This window comes from Streptomyces luteolus (genome assembly GCF_029968015.1).
GTDB lineage: Bacteria > Actinomycetota > Actinomycetes > Streptomycetales > Streptomycetaceae > Streptomyces > Streptomyces luteolus.
Map to the genome: position 1 here is coordinate 77,735 of NZ_JASCIS010000018.1, position 16,402 is coordinate 94,136.

Genomic DNA, 16,402 nt, shown 5'->3' on the forward strand with positions numbered 1-16,402 from the left:
CCAGGCATGGTCGAACCGAACAATCCGCCGCGTAAGGCACCGCAGGCCGTCCGGCGGAAGTGGCAGCGCGTGCGGTCCTACGCCCTTGAGCTGCCGGGAGCCGTCGAGGAGTTCCCCTGGGGCGAGTCGGTGGCGAAGGTGAACCGCAAGGTCTTCGTCTTCCTCGGCGTGGAGGACGGCAGTTGGCCGCTGGGCATCACGGTGAAGCTGAAGGACGAGGACGCGCACGCGCACGCCCTGACGTGCCCGGGAGCGGAGCCCGCGGGGTACGGACTGGGGAAGGCGGGCTGGGTGAGCGTCCCCCTGGAGGAGCAGGGAGCCCCGAATGCCGAGCTGCTCTGCGACTGGGTGGAGGAGAGCTACCGCGCGATCGCCACGAAGAAGTGGATCGCGGAGCTGGACGCCCGCGGCTGAGGGGCCCGAAGGGCGGCCGCCGGGCGGAGAGGTGTCGATTTTCTAAGCGCTTGCTCGCCAACCCTTGTGCGGAGTGAAGCCTGTTCATAGCATCACTGGTGTTACATCAGTGGTGTCACAGTGTCTGGGGGCTCGATGGCAGGGACGGCACAGGGTCGAAAGGGTCCGCTGAGCGGGGTCCGCGTGGTCGAGCTCGCCGGTATCGGGCCGGGCCCGTTCGCGGCGATGCTCCTGGCCGACCTCGGCGCCGACGTGGTCCGGGTGGACCGCCCCGGCGGCGCCGGACTCGCGATCAACCCGGAGTACGACATCACCAACCGCAACAAACGCTCGGTCCTCGTCGACCTCAAGTCGCCCGAGGGCCCCGCCCAGGTGCTCGACCTGGTGGAGCGGGCCGACATCCTGATCGAGGGGTACCGGCCGGGCGTGGCCGAGCGCCTCGGCGTCGGCCCCGAGGAGTGCCGGGCCCGCAACTCCCGGCTCGTGTACGGACGGATGACCGGCTGGGGCCAGGACGGCCCGCTCGCCCAGCGCGCGGGACACGACATCGGGTACATCGCGATCACCGGCACCCTCGGCCTGATCGGCCGCCCGGACGAGGCCCCCGCGATCCCGGCCAACCTCGTCGGGGACTACGCGGGCGGCTCGCTCTACCTCGTGGTGGGTGTGCTCGCCGCTCTGCAGCACGCGCGCAGCAGCGGCGAGGGCCAGGTCGTGGACGCCGCGATCGTGGACGGCGCCGCGCACCTCGCCGCGATGATCCACGGCATGCTGGCCGCCGGCGGCTGGCAGGACCGCCGCGGCGCCAACCTCCTCGACGGCGGCTGCCCGTTCTACGGCAACTACGAGACGGCGGACGGCGGTTACATGGCCGTCGGCGCCCTGGAGCAGCAGTTCTACGACGAGTTCGTGCGGCTCCTAGGCATCGCCGAGGCGGCACCGGCCCGTAAGGACATCGGCGCCTGGGGCGAGCTGAGGGACACGATCGCCGCCGCGTTCAAGACCCGTACGCGCGCGGAGTGGACGGCGGTCTTCGAGGGCTCGGACGCCTGTGTGGCCCCCGTCCTGTCGCTGCGCGAGGCGCCCGCGCATCCGCATCTCGCCGCCCGCGCCACCTTCGTCGAGCACAGCGGCATCACCCAGCCGGCGCCCGCGCCCCGCTTCTCCGCCACCCCGGGCGGGGTCCACCGCGGCCCCGCACAGCCCGGAGCGGACACGGCTGAGGTGGCCCGCGACTGGGACGTGCCGGGCCTGACCACCGGCACCGACTGAGCAGCGCCCGTACCCACCCACCGTCGAAGCCGCCTCCAGGAGGCCCCCAGCATGACGCCACAGACGCCCTCGGGCATGCAGCGCAAGCTGTACGACGCCGATCACGAGGCGTTCCGCGAGACCGTGCGCACCTTCCTCGCCAAGGAGGTCACCCCGCACTACGAGCAGTGGGAGAAGGACGGCATCGTCTCCCGCGAGGCGTGGCTCGCCGCAGGGCGGCAGGGGCTGCTCGGCCTCGCCGTGCCCGAGGAGTTCGGCGGCGGCGGGAACGAGGACTTCCGCTACTCCGCCGTGCTTGCCGAGGAGTTCACCCGCGCGGGAGCCGCCGGGCTCGCCGTCGGGCTGCACAACGACATCATCGGCCCGTATCTGACCTCGCTCGCCACCGACGAGCAGAAGCGGCGCTGGCTGCCGGGGTTCTGCGACGGCTCGCTGATCACCGCCATCGCCATGACGGAACCCGGCGCGGGCTCCGACCTCCAGGGCATCCGCACCACCGCCGAGGACAAGGGCGACCACTGGCTCCTCAACGGCTCCAAGACGTTCATCTCCAACGGCATCCTCGCCGACCTCGTGATCGTCGTCGCGAAGACCACCCCCGAGGGCGGGGCGCACGGACTGTCGCTGCTGGTCGTCGAGCGCGGCACGGAGGGCTTCGAGCGGGGCCGCAACCTCGACAAGATCGGCCAGAAGTCCCAGGACACCGCCGAGTTGTTCTTCAACGACGTCCGCGTCCCCAAGGAGAACCTGCTCGGCGAGCTGAACGGCGCGTTCATCCACCTGATGACCAACCTCGCGCAGGAGCGGATGGGCATCGCCGTCGCCGCGATCGCCGCCGCCGAGCACCTGCTCGAGATCACGATGAGTTACGTGAAGGAGCGCGAGGCCTTCGGCCGCTCCATCGCCAAGTTCCAGCACATCCGCTTCGAGATAGCCGAGATGGCCACCGAGTGCGCGGTCACGCGGACGTTCCTGGACCGCTGCATCGAGGACCACGACAAGGGCGAACTGGACGCCGTGCACGCGTCCATGGCCAAGTGGTGGGCCACCGAGCTGCAGAAGCGCGTCGCCGACCGCTGCCTCCAACTCCACGGCGGCTACGGCTACATGACCGAGTACCGCGTCGCGAAGGCCTTCACCGACGGCCGCATCCAGACCATCTACGGCGGCACGACCGAGATCATGAAGGAGATCATCGGCCGTTCGCTGCTGCCGTAGCCCTCGTTCTTCGCAGAGCCACCCTCACTTCGCAGAGCCACCCTCACCTCCCGCACCACGAAAGGCTTGAGACCTTGAGCACCGAAGCGTACGTGTACGACGCGATCCGCACCCCGCGCGGGCGCGGCAAGGCCAACGGGGCCCTGCACGGCACCAAGCCCATCGACCTGGTGGTCGGCCTGATCCACGAGATCCGGGAGCGGTTCCCGGACCTGGACCCGGCGGCCATCGACGACATCGTGCTCGGTGTCGTCGGCCCCGTCGGCGACCAGGGCTCCGACATCGCCCGCATCGCCGCCATCGCGGCCGGGCTGCCCGACACGGTCGCCGGTGTCCAGGAGAACCGCTTCTGTGCCTCCGGCCTGGAGGCCGTCAACCTGGCCGCGATGAAGGTCCGTTCGGGCTGGGAGGACCTGGTCCTCGCGGGCGGCGTCGAGTCGATGTCGCGCGTGCCGATGGCCTCGGACGGCGGCGCCTGGTTCGCCGACCCGATGACCAACTTCGAGACCGGCTTCGTCCCGCAGGGCATCGGCGCCGACCTGATCGCCACGATCGAGGGCTTCTCACGGCGCGACGTCGACGAGTACGCGGCGCTGTCCCAGGAGCGCGCCGCCGAGGCCATCAAGGACGGCCGCTTCGAGCGCTCCGTCGTCCCGGTCAAGGACCGCAACGGCCTGACCGTCCTCGACGTGGACGAGTTCCCGCGCCCCGGCACCACCGCCGACTCCCTCGCCAAGCTGAAGCCCTCCTTCAAGGACATCGGCGACCTCGGCGGCTTCGACGCGGTGGCGCTGCAGAAGTACCACTGGGTGGAGCAGATCGACCACGTCCACCACGCGGGCAACTCCTCCGGCATCGTCGACGGCGCGTCCCTGGTCGCGATCGGCACGCGCGAGGTGGGGGAGCGGTACGGGCTGAGGCCGCGCGCGCGGATCGTGTCCGCCGCGGTGTCCGGCTCCGAGCCGACGATCATGCTGACGGGTCCGGCGCCCGCGACCCGCAAGGCCCTCGCGAAGGCCGGCCTGACGATCGACGACATCGACCTGGTCGAGATCAACGAGGCCTTCGCGGCGGTGGTGCTGCGCTTCGTCAAGGACATGGGGCTCGACCTGGAGAAGGTCAACGTCAACGGCGGCGCGATCGCTCTCGGGCATCCACTGGGCGCGACGGGCGCGATGATTCTGGGCACGTTGGTGGACGAGTTGGAGCGGCGGGACCTCCGGTACGGCCTTGCGACACTGTGCGTGGGCGGCGGTATGGGCATCGCGACGATCGTCGAGCGGATCTAGCGCCGCAAGGGTCGCTGGTTCGTCGCCGAGTGCGGGCCTGTGGAGGCTGGTCGCGCAGTTCCCCGCGCCCCTGAGATGCGCACTTCGTGCGGCATCTCAGGGGAAAGCGCGGCGCAGCCGCTGCTTTCCAGGGGCGCAGGGAACTGCGCGAGCAACCACGACGGACCCGCAGTCGGCCACGAGACCGAGCCACCCTCCCCAGTAGCCGCAACAGACCTTACGGAGACAGCACCCATGACCCAGAACAACACCATCCGCTGGGAGCAGGACGACACCGGCATCGTCACGCTCGTCCTGGACGACCCCAACCAGTCCGCGAACACCATGAACCAGGCGTTCAAGGACTCCCTCGCGGCGACGGCCGACCGCCTCGAGGCCGAGAAGGACACCATCCGCGGCATCATCTTCACCTCGGCCAAGAAGACCTTCTTCGCCGGTGGCGACCTGCGGGACCTGATCGCCGTCACCCCCGAGACCGCCCACCTCGCCTTCGAGGCCGGGCAGGGCATCAAGCGTGACCTGCGCAGGATCGAGACCCTCGGCAAGCCCGTCGTCGCCGCCATCAACGGCGCGGCCCTGGGCGGCGGTTACGAGATCGCCCTGGCCTGCCACCACCGCGTCGCCCTCGACAGCTCCGGCACGAAGATCGGCCTGCCCGAGGCCACGCTCGGCCTGCTCCCCGGAGGCGGCGGCGTCGTCCGCACCGTACGCCTCCTCGGCATCGCCGACGCGCTCCTGAAGGTGCTGCTCCAGGGCAACCAGTACAACCCGCAGCGCGCCCTCGACAACGGCCTGATCCACGAACTCGCCGCCGACCGGGACGAGTTGACCGCCAAGGCGCGCGCCTTCATCGACGCCAACCCGGAGTCCGCCCAGCCCTGGGACAAGCCCGGCTACAAGATCCCGGGCGGTACGCCGGCCAACCCGAAGTTCGCGGCGAACCTGCCCGCGTTCCCGGCCAACCTCAAGAAGCAGACCGGCGGCGCCGACTACCCGGCGCAGCGCAACATCCTCGCGGCGGCCGTCGAGGGCTCGCAGGTCGACTTCGACACCGCGCAGACCATCGAGGCCCGCTACTTCACCGAGCTGGCCGCGGGCCAGATCTCGAAGAACATGATCCAGGCGTTCTTCTTCGACCTCCAGGCCGTCAACTCCGGCGCCAACCGCCCGGGGGGCATCGAGCCGAAGCCGGTCCGCAAGGTCGCCGTGCTCGGCGCGGGCATGATGGGCGCAGGTATCGCGTACTCCTGCGCGCTCGCGGGCATCGACGTCGTCCTGAAGGACGTCTCGCAGGACTCCGCCGACCAGGGCAAGAACTACTCCGTCAAGCTCTGCGAGAAGGCGGTGAGCCGCGGTCGTACGACGCGGGAGAAGGCGGACGCCCTGCTCGCCCGGATCACCCCGACCGCCGACCCGCAGGACCTCGCGGGCTGCGACGCTGTGATCGAGGCGGTCTTCGAGGACCCGGCGCTCAAGCACAAGGTGTTCCAGGAGATCGAGGGCGTTGTGGAGCCGGACGCGCTGCTCTGCTCCAACACCTCCACCCTGCCGATCACCGTCCTCGCCGAAGGCGTCGAGCGGCAGTCCGACTTCATCGGCCTGCACTTCTTCTCGCCCGTCGACAAGATGCCGCTCGTCGAGATCATCAAGGGCGAGCGCACCGGTGACGAGGCCCTGGCCCGCGCCTTCGACCTGGTCCGGCAGATCAAGAAGACCCCGATCGTCGTGAACGACTCGCGCGGCTTCTTCACCTCCCGCGTCATCGGCCACTTCATCAACGAGGGTGTGGCGATGGTCGGCGAGGGCGTCGAGCCCGCCTCCGTCGAGCAGGCCGCGGCCCAGGCGGGCTACCCGGCGAAGGTCCTCTCCCTCATGGACGAGCTGACCCTCACCCTGCCCCGCAAGATCCGCAACGAGACCCGCAAGGCCATCGAGGACGAGGGCGGCACCTACCCCGAGCACCCGGCGGAGGCCGTCATCGACCGCATGGTCGACGAGTTCGAACGCCCCGGCCGCAGTGGCGGCGCAGGCTTCTACGACTACGACGAGAACGGCAAGCGCGCGAAGCTCTGGCCGGGCCTGCGCGAGCACTTCAGGAAGGAGGGGTACGAGATCCCGTTCCGCGACATGCAGGAGCGGATGCTGTTCTCCGAATCCCTGGACACGGTGCGCCTCATCGAAGAGGGCGTCCTGACCTCGGTAGCGGACGCCAACATCGGCTCGATCTTCGGCATCGGCTTCCCGGGCTGGACCGGCGGCGTGCTGCAGTACATCAACGGCTACGAGGGCGGCCTGCCCGGATTCGTGGCCCGCGCCCGCGAACTGGCCGAGCGCTACGGCGACCGCTTCGAGCCGCCAGCGCTGCTCGTCCGGAAGGCGGAGCAGGGCGAGAAGTTCAGCGACGGCTGAGCGAGCCCACGCGTCGACGGCCGCGCCCGGAGCCCCGAGCTCTGGGCGCGGCCGTCGGCCTGGTAGAACAGCTCGGTACTCGCAAGGGCCTTGCGGAACAGAACGCCTTGCGGAACAGAACAGTGAACGGAACAACGGGGGAGGATCCGCGATGAGGTTGAAGCCGCTCGCGATCACGGTCGTCGGACTGTCCATGGCGCTCTCGGCGTGCGGGGGTTCAGCCACGCGCGGCGGGGACGAGCCGAAGCAGCCGGAGCAGAGCGCCAGTTCGTCCGCGCCGGAGGCCGACCGGCACCTGGCACCGGCCGCGATCGTGGTGCCCCTACTCCCCGGCCACATGCCGGAGCCGCTGAAGAAGCCGCGCAAGAACGAGCACTACGGCGACCTCCAGGGGATGAAGGGCACCCTGCAGTGCCCCGCGAGCGAGAAGCGCTGCGAGGCCGTCGTCACGGGCGCGATCGCCGAGTTCGGCACGGACATGTTCGACGACGGCGGCGACTACGCCAACTTCGAGGTGTGGGAGTACCGCACTCCCGTCAGCGCGCAGGGCGGATACGACGCCTGGAAGAAGGAGCTGGGAGCCGAGGCCAAGGGCTCCCTCACCATGCCGGACGGCCGCTTCGGCGAGCAGCACTCCGCGACGACCTCCGTCAAGGGCGACAAGATGGGGGAGCGAACCCTCCTGGTCCGCCAGGCCAAGTACGTCGGCGTCATCCGTACGTACAGCCGTGCCGACATCGTCGACGACGGCAAGCCGGGCCCGACGGCCCTGATCGAACTCGGCAAGATGCTGGTCGAGCGCATGAACCAGGCCGAGCTGGAGCAGGGCCCGACCGCCTCGGCCGCCCACGTGAAGCTCCCCGGCTGAGCCCCGGACCCGACCGCCTCGGCCGCCCACGTGAAGCTCCCCGGCTGAGCCCCGGACCCCGGGGCCCGGTCAAGAACTCGGGCCCCGGCCGCACCCGCCCGGCCTCACCCGCCCGCGTACCGCGCGCGCAGCTCCTCCTTGAGGGTCCTTTGAAAAGCGGTCACCAGGGCCTGCACCACCATCGGCTGCATGTGCGCGGAGAGCGTCTTCATCGCGGCCACCGCCTCGGGGTCCCGCTCCCGCTCGCTGTACGGGCCCCACACCTCGTCCTGGAACAGCCGCGTCAGCTCCTTCGCGGCCTCGCGGGAGTGCTGCAGCATCACCCCGCGCGCGGCCAGGATCGAGTCGAGCCCGATCGGCACGTCGAGCAGGCGCAGGCCGAGGTGGAGCATGCCCGGGTCGATACGGAAGGTGTCCGGGTCGTCCGTGCGCTCCAGCACGTCCATGGCGGCGAGCCGGTCCACGTCCGCCTCGGCGAGGGCGCGCCCGGCGCGGCGCTCCAGCTGCTCGCGGCTCATCTCCGCGGCACTGTCGGGGATCCAGCTCGCGACCAGGGCGCGGTGGATCGCCAGGTCGTGCTCGTTCATGTCGGGCGGCAACTGCTCCAGGTACCGCTCGATCGCGGCGAGGGTCAGGCCGTGGTGCTGGAGCTCCTCGATCAGGGCGAGCCGCGACAGATGATCGGGGCCGTACCGCCCCACGCGTCTCGGCCCTATGGCCGGCGGGGGCAGCAGCCCGCGGGTGCTGTAGAAGCGGATGGTGCGCACGGTGACTCCGGCGCGCGCGGCCAGTTCGTCGACCGTGAGCGTCGGCGCGCCCGGGGCGTCGCCGGCCGGGCTTTCCTGGGCGGAGGAGTCCGCTTCGGTCGTCATGGCTGCGCTCCATCTCCGGTCGTGCGTCTGTCCGATCCGTCCGATGGAACAGTATTGCTGTCTCACCATCGTTGTGAAAGTGCGGGCAGGCTCGCCGCAGGCCGCCGTTCCCAGGCCGTACGGGCCCGGACGATCCGAGCGCAAGGCCCTGACCAGCATGTGAGATACAACGCGATGTGATCTGTGCCACCGCATAATCGGGTGGCTCCGGGTGAGGGTATGCCGTTGGTTCGTGTCGAGGTGGTCTCGTGTCGAGGCCAGGTGGGGGTACGGACCAACGCACATCCCCTCGAGAGAGCAGATCCACCCGTGAGCAAGGACGCCGTCACGACGGCCTCGGCCGCATCCCGCACAGATGCCGCCCAGACGCCCGCGGATGCGGGCGACGCCGGTTACAGCAAGGACCTCAAGGCGCGCCACATCAACATGATCGCCATCGGTGGCGCGATCGGAACCGGGCTCTTCCTCGGCGCCGGAGGACGCCTCAACTCGGCGGGACCGGGCCTCGCGCTCGCGTACCTCGTGTGCGGTGTCTTCGCCTTCTTCGTCGTCCGCGCACTCGGAGAGCTGGTCGTCTACCGGCCCTCCTCCGGTTCCTTCGTGTCGTACGCACGCGAGTTCCTCGGCGAGAAGGGCGCCTTCGTCGCCGGCTGGGCGTACTTCCTCAACTGGTCGACCACCGGCATCGCCGACATCACGGCGATCGCGCTCTACACCCACTACTGGAGCTTCTTCACCGACATCCCGCAGTGGGTGCTCGCCCTGATCGCGCTCGCGATCGTGCTGGTCGTGAACCTGATCTCGGTGAAGATCTTCGGTGAGATGGAGTTCTGGTTCTCCATCATCAAGGTCGCGGCACTCGTCGCGTTCATGCTCATCGGCATCTTCCTCCTCGTCACGCAGCAGCCGGTCGGCGGCGAGACCCCCGGCCTGCATGTGATCACCGAGAACGGCGGCTGGTTCCCCGTCGGAGTCATGCCGCTCGTCATCGTGATGCAGGGCGTGGTGTTCGCGTACGCGTCCCTGGAGCTCGTCGGTGTCGCGGCGGGCGAGACCGCCGAGCCGCAGAAGATCGTCCCGCGCGCGGTGAACTCGATCATGTGGCGCGTCGGCCTGTTCTACGTCGGCTCGGTCGTGCTGCTCGCGCTGCTGCTGCCCGGCTCGATGTACTCGGGCGACGAGAGCCCCTTCGTCACCGTGCTCTCCAAGATCGGCGTGCCGGCGGCCGGCGACGTGATGAACCTCGTGGTCCTCACGGCCGCGATGTCGTCGCTCAACTCCGGCCTCTACTCCACCGGCCGCATCCTGCGCTCCATGGCGATGGCCGGCTCGGCGCCCAAGTTCACGGCGAGGATGAACCGCTCCAAGGTGCCGTACGGCGGCATCATGCTCACCTCGGCGGTGTGCGTCGCGGGCGTCGGCCTCAACTTCCTGATGCCGGAGAAGGCCTTCGAGATCGTCCTCAACGTCGCCTCGATCGGCATTATCACGACCTGGGTCACGATCATGGTCTGCCACCTGGCGTTCGTCCGCCGGGCCAAGCAGGGCCTGGTGGAGCGCCCGAAGTTCCGGCTTCCGGGCAGCCCGGTCACGGAGATCGTCACGATCGTCTTCCTGCTCTCCGTACTGGTCCTGATGTGGCAGGACCCGGAGATCGGCCGCCGCACGCTCTACCTGATCCCGGTCATCGCCGCGGCCATGGTCGGCGGCTGGTTCGCGGTCCGGAAGAAGGTCGCGCAGAACGAGCTCGACAAGTCGTACGACGAGCTGGGCATCAAGTAGCGCCCGCGGACGTACTGGTGGCCCCGTCCCGAGCAAGCCTCGGGACGGGGCCACCGTCGTAGGCGGGGCTACTTCCCGGTCGCGGTCACCGGGTAGTGGTCCGAGAGATTCGTGTACGTGTACTCCTTGCCCCAGCTCGACACGGTCCAGGGCGCGCTCTGCTCCTTGACGACGTCGTTGTTCCAGCCCTCGGGCCGGGCGTGGCCGCTGCGGTGCAGGACGTAGTCGAGGTCCTCGACCGGGTCGTCCGGGTAGCGGTCCTTGGCGATGGTGTTCTCCTCCGTGTCGAAGGAGAACTTGTGCCCGGTCCGGGTCTCGGCGCCGTCCAGGCCCGCGTCGCGCAGCATCGAGGCGTACTCACCCCCGTGCGAGTCGACGTTGAGGTCGCCCGCGACCATGACCTGTTCGGACGCGGGGATGTTCTTCGCGTCCAGGAACGCGTCGATCTCCTTGAACTGGGCGCTGCGCATCCGCACCGCCTCGCCCTCGCCGCAGCCCGGGTCGGTCGACTGCACATGGGTGCCGACCACATGGACCTTCTGCCCGTTCACATTCAGCACCACATAGGCGAAGCCCTTGTTGGAGTACCAGTCCGCGCCGCAGGCGTCGGCGAAGACGTACTGCTCCTTGTGCAGCACCGGCCACTTGCTGAGCACCGTCACACCGCCGTCCTCGGGCGTGGTCGCCGAGTAGCTGCCACCGGTGGAGTCCCAGCCGTCCTTGGCGCGGCCCACGACCGGCGTCTGGTGCGGATAGGCGGCAGCGGCCTGCTGCTTCAGCGCGTCCGACGAGGAGTTGTCGAAGGCCTCCTGCAGCACGACGACGTCCTGGCCCTGGAAGAACGGCGCCTTGACGATCTCGGCGGCCCGGTGGTCCTGGCCCCAGTTCGGGTACAGCGCCTTGCTGAACAGGAAGGCGTTGTACGTGAGGACCTTGAGGTTCTGCGCGGAGCTCGGCTGGACCGGGGACGCGGCAGCCGGCTGGGCGGCGAGCGCGCCGCCCGCGAGAGCGAACGCGAGGGCGGCACCGCAGGCGCGGCGGGCCGGGACATGGGGCATGGGGGACTCCCGTGGTCAGTGGGGGTGCGGGTTCGCGCCACATCCAATCAGGTGAAGTTACTTACAGGTAGTGCCGATCACGGATTGACCTGTTGCGATTGCGTCAAGCCGTTCCGCCACCTCGGAACGGTCGATTCCGTTGAGCGCCGGGACATGGCGAGGGGGCAGTCGGCATCTCGCGGCAGAAGCTGGCGGACGCGATAGGTTCCTGCACTACGTCGGCGACGTCGTGAACGCCCACGGGTCGAGCGACGCCCGATACACGCCGTCTCTCACGAAGCAGGCGAAGGTGCTGCGCTGCAACGTCGAGACGGTCAAGAAGTGGTACAACGCCGCGCACGCCGCGCACGTCCTGAACGTGCAGTGGACCGCCTCGGGGTCCCGGCCCAAGTCCTGCCACCTCCGGTATCCGGTCTGCGACACCCCGGACTGGCTCGGATGCGTGGCTGTACTGCGAGACGACCGGCCCCCAACGAGCGTGGGGCGTACGTGCCGAGCAGCACCGCGAGCGGATGCGTGCAGGTCTGCCCGATGCCCCAACCCCGTCACGTGACTGTGTTCCGGAGCGGGGTGCTGACCCCCAAACTCCGTCACGTGACAGCAGCAGCCAGCCGAGGACGAAACGCACGTGCCCGCGCCGCTGCTCGGCTCGGTTCCGCCGGGACGTGTGGTGCCGCACCGGCCAGAACCTGCGTGACCGTGCCCGAAGTGAATGCGGCCACCACCGCCCGGCCTGGTGTTCCGTCTGCTCGCGATCAACAGCCGGCATGTGAGCGACCGCATGCCGCTGTCAGTGACCGCGTACGTGCTCGATTGGAGAGGCCTGCCATCGATGCCCTCAGGCGGACTGGTCACCAGCAGGCTCCCCCCTCAGGCCGAATGCCTCACGGACCTCCACCAGCTCGACGTCGCGCGGCTGGGACCCGGCCTGAACTCGATCCCCTCTCCCGGCAATCAATCGCCGACGTCGTTCTCCGCGAGCCTCGGCGGGGACCTGTCCGGCACCATCGCCACGATCCTCGACACCAGCGACGACAATGCGCCGTACTGGTACATCCAGCCCCCCTTGCAGCCCGGTTACGGCGACCAGGCTGCCAGAGTCGACTACGCCTCCACCGACCAGGCCGCGACCGCCCTGGCTATGTCCTACGTGCACCAGACGCCCCTGAGCTGACCCGCCCAAGAGCAACTCATCTCCCTGGCAATGCCGTTGACGGGTTTGCCGTCGAGCAGGGCCAGAAGCTACTGTCCGTCGTAGTTCGAGCCCGTCCTGGGAGCGATCCGGGTGCCGCGGCTCGGATTCGGCAGGCCGCTCTTTCGGTCAGACCGGGTGCGGGCGGCCGCCGAGGTCCGACAAGGCCGACTACAAACAGCGGCACACGGTTGAGTGTGGGAGCAAGCGCCTTCGTTCGAGCGGGCCGTAAAGGACAAGCTGAGGGATTCGGCGCGGTGGGGACGCGGCTCGACCGTTGCCGATACGGTGCCGCGATGTCGGCCTTCTCCAGCAACTTCCGGCGCTGATCGGCGTGGTCATCGGCCCCCTCGGCTCCTATCTGGCAGTCACTCTCGCCGCCGAGCTGGGCCGCTCCACTGCCTACATGCAGCAGCTCGCCTACCGCATGCACTGGCACGACCGCGCCAAGGCGTACGACGTCGACCAGCGCCGCCAGGAAGCCGGGACCCTCGACGCCGCGCGCCGCTCGCACGCCAAGTAGATGTCGCCGCGACCGGCCTGGCTCTGCGTCAGCTGATCGAAGGCCTCAAGCGGGAACGCACGTACACGACGAACGAACTCATCAGGCTCTACAGCGTCCTGCGCCCTGCCGTGGACGGCACCCGCCTGACCATCGCCGGAGCCGACGACGCTCCCGCAGTGATGGTCACCCAAGTCCCGGCGACAGAGGAGGAGTTCCGCAGCGAAGTCGCGCGCCTGGCCGGCATGTTGGCCGACGAAGGGGAGACGCCGGTGACGATCGGCTATGACGAGGACGACGATGCGCAGTGACCGCACCCATGCCCTGGAGCGTGCCCAGTTCCTCGCGCGCCTGACGGACCCGGTCACGCTCGCACACTCGCTTCAGCCCTCGTTCGAGCCCCGACCCCACAACCGGATCATCGCCCGTGGGATGCGGCAGGAGACCGACTCCCCAACGATGCGCAAACGCGTCGCCGACTCCTACAGCGCCGACCTGTACTCCCGCCTCGCACCCGGCGGCCCGCTCCTCCTCGTCCTCACCCGCTGGCACGAAGACGACCTCGCCGGACGCCTCCTGCGCGACGAACCGGGGGAGTGGGACGTCATCCACATGCCCGTCATCGCCGACCTCACCCTGACCCCCGACGGTGGCCCCCTCGGCCGCCAGGACGGCGACCCGCTCTCCCACCCGAAGATCCCCACCCGCGACAGGCAACCCCCAGCCCGTCGAAGGAGCCCTGGTTACCGCGGAGTTGCTGCGCAACCAGACCCCACCTCACCGGGCTGCCGGCGCCGACGCGGATCGGCGTCGTGGTCGACCCGTCCGGGGGAGGGCGGGATGCTGCGGGGATCATCGGCGGGTTCATGTGCCGCGATGGGCGCCTGTACTGCACGCACGACAGAAGCGCGGTGATGTCGTCCGACGTTTGGTCCCGCACGGCGTGCACCCTCGCGGGCGAGACCGGCGCCCAAGTCATCGTCGTAGAGAAGAACTTCGGCAGGGGCCAGGCGGAGTTGGCGGTGAAGGGCGCCTGGGACAAGCTGCGCCGCGAGTACGAGGAACGGCACCAGGACGTCCCGGACGCGCCCAGGAACCCGTACGCGACGATGTCCCCGCTCGCTCACATGCGTTCAGCGAAGCTCTCGAAGATCCTGCGGGTGGAGCCGGTGGCCGGGCAGCTCCGCGAGGACCGCATCCGCGTAGCCGATCACATGCCCGAGCTGGTGACCGAGTGGTGCCAGTTTCAGCCGGATTCGTCGTTCTCACCGGGCCGGATCGACGCCTCGGTGCTGCTGGCGTACGAGTTGTTGGGGCCTCCCAAAGCGGTCAAGGCTGTGTCTGCGCCGAGGGGTTCGCGTGAGGACATTGCGCGCAGGAACGGACCGGGCGCACGTTGTATGGGGCCGCGTTCGTACGGCGGCGGACGCGACTAGAAGTCAGGCTGACAGGCGCAGTTCCCGCTGCATCCGGGGCATGTCGGCGAGGTGGGCATGAGTCGGCGCGTCACTGCTCATCGAGGGGTGCCTGCCGGGCAAGGAACTCCTCGAACGCCGCCTTCTGCTTCGGATCCATGAAGCCTTGGCGGACATGGCGGGACTTCTCCTGGAGCCAGTGGGCCTCGCTGGGGTCCAATAGCTCGGCGACCACCACGCCTTGGCGAGCAACCGCCGTGCGCCCTCCTACGCGACGACGAAAGAGCGTGAACGGGCCGAATTCCGCTGGGTGAGCCAGTTCCAGCTCCTCTGCCACCGCCCGGTTCTCTTCCTCAGCGCCACTCCTCGGGTAGGCGGTGGGGGCCCAATGCTCCCAGAGCGCCAGCATGGCCGCGGGTACCAGCACCGCGCGCTCCGCCTCTTCGCGCCCCTCCCACATGAACGTCACAGTAACGGGCTCGCCGACCGCCTCGGCCAACCCGAGCACCCTTTCCATCTCATCGTTGATCGGATAAGCCACTACTACGTCGATCTGAATGCCCATGGTGCCCGAGGCTACTGGCCGCTCCGCCAACGAGCAGGAACGGGGCGAGTATCCCTGTGCGCCCGCCGGGCGAGCGCGGACTGTACGCGCTCGTCACCTGCCCCTGGTGCATCGGCTTCTGGCTCTCCACGCTCGCGTACGTCCTCGTCTACGCGATCGGTACCTGGCCCAGCACTCTCGCCGAGCGGGCGCTCGCCGCCGTACTGGTCGCCTCCACCTCATGGCTGGTCGGCGCACTCAACATCCGCTACGCCCGCTGACGTTGAAGAAGGGGCGGGAATGCCGCTGTCGCGTCTCATGCCGCTGTCGCGTCTCATGCCGCTGCGCGGCGCCGCATCCCTGATCGCCTCCGCCGAACTGCTGCGCGAACCCGCCGTACGACAGCCGAAGCCAAGCGGCGCGGCAAGTCCTGCTCCCAGCTCTCCGGGCCGCTCCCCGCCCAGCAGTAGTGGCAGGTCAACGCCTGGGGCTCCTACCGCACCTGCGGCGAACTCCGACAGGGAGTGCGCTGGCTGTCCAACGCCTGCTCCCGAGCCACCCTCAAGCTCGGACGGGTCGGCCCGCGAAGGGACGGCACCTCTGTCCCCGTCGATGACCAGGTCCTCATCGAAGCCGCTATGGGCGCTTTGGGTCTCGGTGATCACGAGACGGAACTCGGCCTCCTCGGTGAAGGGCTCGTCACGGCCGTCGTCGTACCAGGCCACGGCGTCCCAGTAGAAGGCATCGCAGTGCAGGGCGGCGACGACGCGATAGCCGGGGGAGTCCTGGTAGTAAGCGGTGAGGGACATGTTGTAGTTGACCTTCGAGCACTCCCTCGGCTTCTTCGAGCGCGAGGTGGCGGTGCCGTTCGGGACGGTGGCTTTCTCGTAGACACGGTCGGACATGGGTTACCTCCTGGTCAGGGGGCTGGACGGTTGGGGGGGCAGCGGTGGCCTGTGCCCGGGGCGAAGAGGGCGAGAGGGTCACCCACCACCGGGAAGCCTCGCCCAAGTTCGCTCAGCTGCCGATGGCCTGGCTGCCCGGGGCCGGAGCCACAGGGGCATGCCCGCCCTCTCCTCCGCCGGAGGCGACCACGACGACCCACGGCAAGGCATGGAACCGGCCGTCCTCGTCCTTGCCCTGGCAAGGACGAGATCAGACGTACGCGCACGCTGATGCTCAGACCGCAGACCGGCCCCCGGGACCGGCGTGCAGGTCTGAGCACCAGCGGGTCAGCTGGTCAGCTGGTCAGCGGATCAACGGGTCAGTTTGAGTGTGGCCTCGTCCTTGTCCTGAGGGCCGAAGAAGGCCATGGCCTGTACGTCACCTTCCGGGAAGGTGGTGCCGTGGTAGGGCACTACCCGGAAGTCGGCGGTGTGCTCGGCGCCGTCGAAGGTGACGCCGTCACGGTGCTGGAGGTGCAGGCTGCCCGCGGCGCTCTGGTCGGCCGCGGTGACGGTGAGGAACAGCCCGGCCCGGTCGGTGGGTGCGACCTCGTCGGCGACGTCGGTCTCGTTGTAGGCGTAGGTCACGGGCCGTGGCCGCCGGGTACGCGACCGAGGCGAAC

The 16,402-nt window shown here is 69.3% G+C and carries 18 protein-coding genes; 13 read left to right on the forward strand and 5 right to left on the reverse strand.

Annotation, left to right across the window (positions count from 1 at the left end; all coding sequences use genetic code 11):
- Window positions 1–6: 6 nt before the first annotated feature.
- From QIT00_RS19190 to QIT00_RS19215, 6 genes are all read left to right on the forward strand, one after another.
- The gene (locus QIT00_RS19190) at window positions 7–414 is read left to right on the forward strand and encodes an MmcQ/YjbR family DNA-binding protein (protein WP_282536525.1); all 408 of its coding nucleotides are present in this window, start codon (window positions 7–9) and stop codon (window positions 412–414) included.
- A gap of 135 nt (window positions 415–549) precedes the next feature.
- A complete protein-coding gene (locus tag QIT00_RS19195; protein WP_282536526.1) occupies window positions 550–1,686 on the forward strand; it encodes a CaiB/BaiF CoA transferase family protein in 1,137 nt (378 codons plus the stop codon).
- A gap of 75 nt (window positions 1,687–1,761) precedes the next feature.
- Window positions 1,762–2,904 (forward strand): acyl-CoA dehydrogenase family protein, encoded by a 1,143-nt coding sequence (locus tag QIT00_RS19200; protein ID WP_282536605.1) that lies wholly within the window; start codon window positions 1,762–1,764, stop codon window positions 2,902–2,904.
- Between the two features lie 74 nt (window positions 2,905–2,978).
- Window positions 2,979–4,193: an acetyl-CoA C-acetyltransferase gene (locus QIT00_RS19205; protein ID WP_282536527.1), complete on the forward strand. Its 1,215-nt coding sequence runs from the start codon at window positions 2,979–2,981 to the stop codon at window positions 4,191–4,193.
- Window positions 4,194–4,427: 234 nt separating this feature from the next.
- Window positions 4,428–6,602 (forward strand): 3-hydroxyacyl-CoA dehydrogenase NAD-binding domain-containing protein, encoded by a 2,175-nt coding sequence (locus QIT00_RS19210; protein ID WP_282536528.1) that lies wholly within the window; start codon window positions 4,428–4,430, stop codon window positions 6,600–6,602.
- A gap of 151 nt (window positions 6,603–6,753) precedes the next feature.
- Window positions 6,754–7,470, forward strand: a complete 717-nt coding sequence (locus QIT00_RS19215) for a hypothetical protein (RefSeq protein WP_282536529.1) — start codon at window positions 6,754–6,756, stop codon at window positions 7,468–7,470.
- A 104-nt stretch (window positions 7,471–7,574) separates the two neighbouring features.
- Here QIT00_RS19215 and QIT00_RS19220 read toward each other — a convergent pair whose 3' ends face one another.
- A complete protein-coding gene (locus tag QIT00_RS19220) occupies window positions 7,575–8,342 on the reverse strand; it encodes a MerR family transcriptional regulator (protein WP_282536530.1) in 768 nt (255 codons plus the stop codon).
- A 309-nt stretch (window positions 8,343–8,651) separates the two neighbouring features.
- Here QIT00_RS19220 and QIT00_RS19225 point away from each other — a divergent pair, with 309 nt between their 5' ends.
- On the forward strand, window positions 8,652–10,124 hold the full coding sequence (locus QIT00_RS19225) for an amino acid permease (RefSeq protein WP_282536531.1): 1,473 nt from the start codon (window positions 8,652–8,654) through the stop codon (window positions 10,122–10,124).
- 68 nt (window positions 10,125–10,192) lie between these two features.
- Here the strand turns inward: QIT00_RS19225 and sph are convergent, their stop codons facing one another.
- Complete coding sequence (sph, locus tag QIT00_RS19230; protein ID WP_282536532.1) at window positions 10,193–11,182, reverse strand: sphingomyelin phosphodiesterase; 990 nt, start codon at window positions 11,180–11,182, stop codon at window positions 10,193–10,195.
- Window positions 11,183–11,918: 736 nt separating this feature from the next.
- Here sph and QIT00_RS19235 point away from each other — a divergent pair.
- From QIT00_RS19235 to QIT00_RS19255, 5 genes are all read left to right on the forward strand, one after another.
- Window positions 11,919–12,356: a hypothetical protein gene (locus tag QIT00_RS19235; protein ID WP_282536533.1), complete on the forward strand. Its 438-nt coding sequence runs from the start codon at window positions 11,919–11,921 to the stop codon at window positions 12,354–12,356.
- A gap of 295 nt (window positions 12,357–12,651) precedes the next feature.
- Window positions 12,652–12,897 carry a hypothetical protein gene (locus tag QIT00_RS19240; protein ID WP_282536534.1) on the forward strand — a complete coding sequence of 82 codons (246 nt, stop codon included), beginning with the start codon at window positions 12,652–12,654 and terminating at the stop codon, window positions 12,895–12,897.
- A gap of 110 nt (window positions 12,898–13,007) precedes the next feature.
- Window positions 13,008–13,187, forward strand: coding sequence for a hypothetical protein (locus QIT00_RS19245; protein ID WP_282536535.1), 180 nt, complete (start codon window positions 13,008–13,010; stop codon window positions 13,185–13,187).
- Window positions 13,177–13,791 carry a hypothetical protein gene (locus QIT00_RS19250; protein WP_282536536.1) on the forward strand — a complete coding sequence of 205 codons (615 nt, stop codon included), beginning with the start codon at window positions 13,177–13,179 and terminating at the stop codon, window positions 13,789–13,791. Before QIT00_RS19245 ends, QIT00_RS19250 begins: the two co-directional genes overlap by 11 nt.
- On the forward strand, window positions 13,791–14,312 hold the full coding sequence (locus QIT00_RS19255) for a hypothetical protein (protein ID WP_282536537.1): 522 nt from the start codon (window positions 13,791–13,793) through the stop codon (window positions 14,310–14,312). The genes QIT00_RS19250 and QIT00_RS19255 overlap by 1 nt, the downstream gene beginning before the upstream one ends.
- Window positions 14,313–14,382: 70 nt before the next feature.
- On the opposite strand, the gene QIT00_RS19260 is transcribed toward QIT00_RS19255, so the two are convergent.
- Complete coding sequence (locus QIT00_RS19260; RefSeq protein WP_282536538.1) at window positions 14,383–14,856, reverse strand: hypothetical protein; 474 nt, start codon at window positions 14,854–14,856, stop codon at window positions 14,383–14,385.
- A 56-nt stretch (window positions 14,857–14,912) separates the two neighbouring features.
- Between QIT00_RS19260 and QIT00_RS19265 the strand changes: the two genes are divergently transcribed.
- On the forward strand, window positions 14,913–15,116 hold the full coding sequence (locus tag QIT00_RS19265; RefSeq protein WP_282536539.1) for a DUF1360 domain-containing protein: 204 nt from the start codon (window positions 14,913–14,915) through the stop codon (window positions 15,114–15,116).
- Here the strand turns inward: QIT00_RS19265 and QIT00_RS19270 are convergent.
- Window positions 15,075–15,740, reverse strand: a complete 666-nt coding sequence (locus QIT00_RS19270) for a hypothetical protein (protein ID WP_282536540.1) — start codon at window positions 15,738–15,740, stop codon at window positions 15,075–15,077. The two genes, QIT00_RS19265 and QIT00_RS19270, sit on opposite strands and share 42 nt — an antisense overlap.
- A 351-nt stretch (window positions 15,741–16,091) precedes the next feature.
- A complete protein-coding gene (locus tag QIT00_RS19275) occupies window positions 16,092–16,367 on the reverse strand; it encodes a hypothetical protein (RefSeq protein WP_282536541.1) in 276 nt (91 codons plus the stop codon).
- Between the last annotated feature and the right edge of the window lie 35 nt (window positions 16,368–16,402).

Coding starts and splice junctions, on each gene's coding strand:
- QIT00_RS19190 (WP_282536525.1), top strand. CDS start 7: ATGGTCGAACCGAACAATCCGCCGCGTAAGGCACCGCAGGCCGTCCGG.
- QIT00_RS19220 (WP_282536530.1), bottom strand. CDS start 8,342: ATGACGACCGAAGCGGACTCCTCCGCCCAGGAAAGCCCGGCCGGCGAC.
- QIT00_RS19270 (WP_282536540.1), bottom strand. CDS start 15,740: ATGTCCGACCGTGTCTACGAGAAAGCCACCGTCCCGAACGGCACCGCC.
- QIT00_RS19255 (WP_282536537.1), top strand. CDS start 13,791: ATGTCGTCCGACGTTTGGTCCCGCACGGCGTGCACCCTCGCGGGCGAG.
- QIT00_RS19200 (WP_282536605.1), top strand. CDS start 1,762: ATGCAGCGCAAGCTGTACGACGCCGATCACGAGGCGTTCCGCGAGACC.
- QIT00_RS19250 (WP_282536536.1), top strand. CDS start 13,177: ATGCGCAGTGACCGCACCCATGCCCTGGAGCGTGCCCAGTTCCTCGCG.
- QIT00_RS19195 (WP_282536526.1), top strand. CDS start 550: ATGGCAGGGACGGCACAGGGTCGAAAGGGTCCGCTGAGCGGGGTCCGC.
- sph (WP_282536532.1), bottom strand. CDS start 11,182: ATGCCCCATGTCCCGGCCCGCCGCGCCTGCGGTGCCGCCCTCGCGTTC.
- QIT00_RS19210 (WP_282536528.1), top strand. CDS start 4,428: ATGACCCAGAACAACACCATCCGCTGGGAGCAGGACGACACCGGCATC.
- QIT00_RS19215 (WP_282536529.1), top strand. CDS start 6,754: ATGAGGTTGAAGCCGCTCGCGATCACGGTCGTCGGACTGTCCATGGCG.
- QIT00_RS19260 (WP_282536538.1), bottom strand. CDS start 14,856: ATGGGCATTCAGATCGACGTAGTAGTGGCTTATCCGATCAACGATGAG.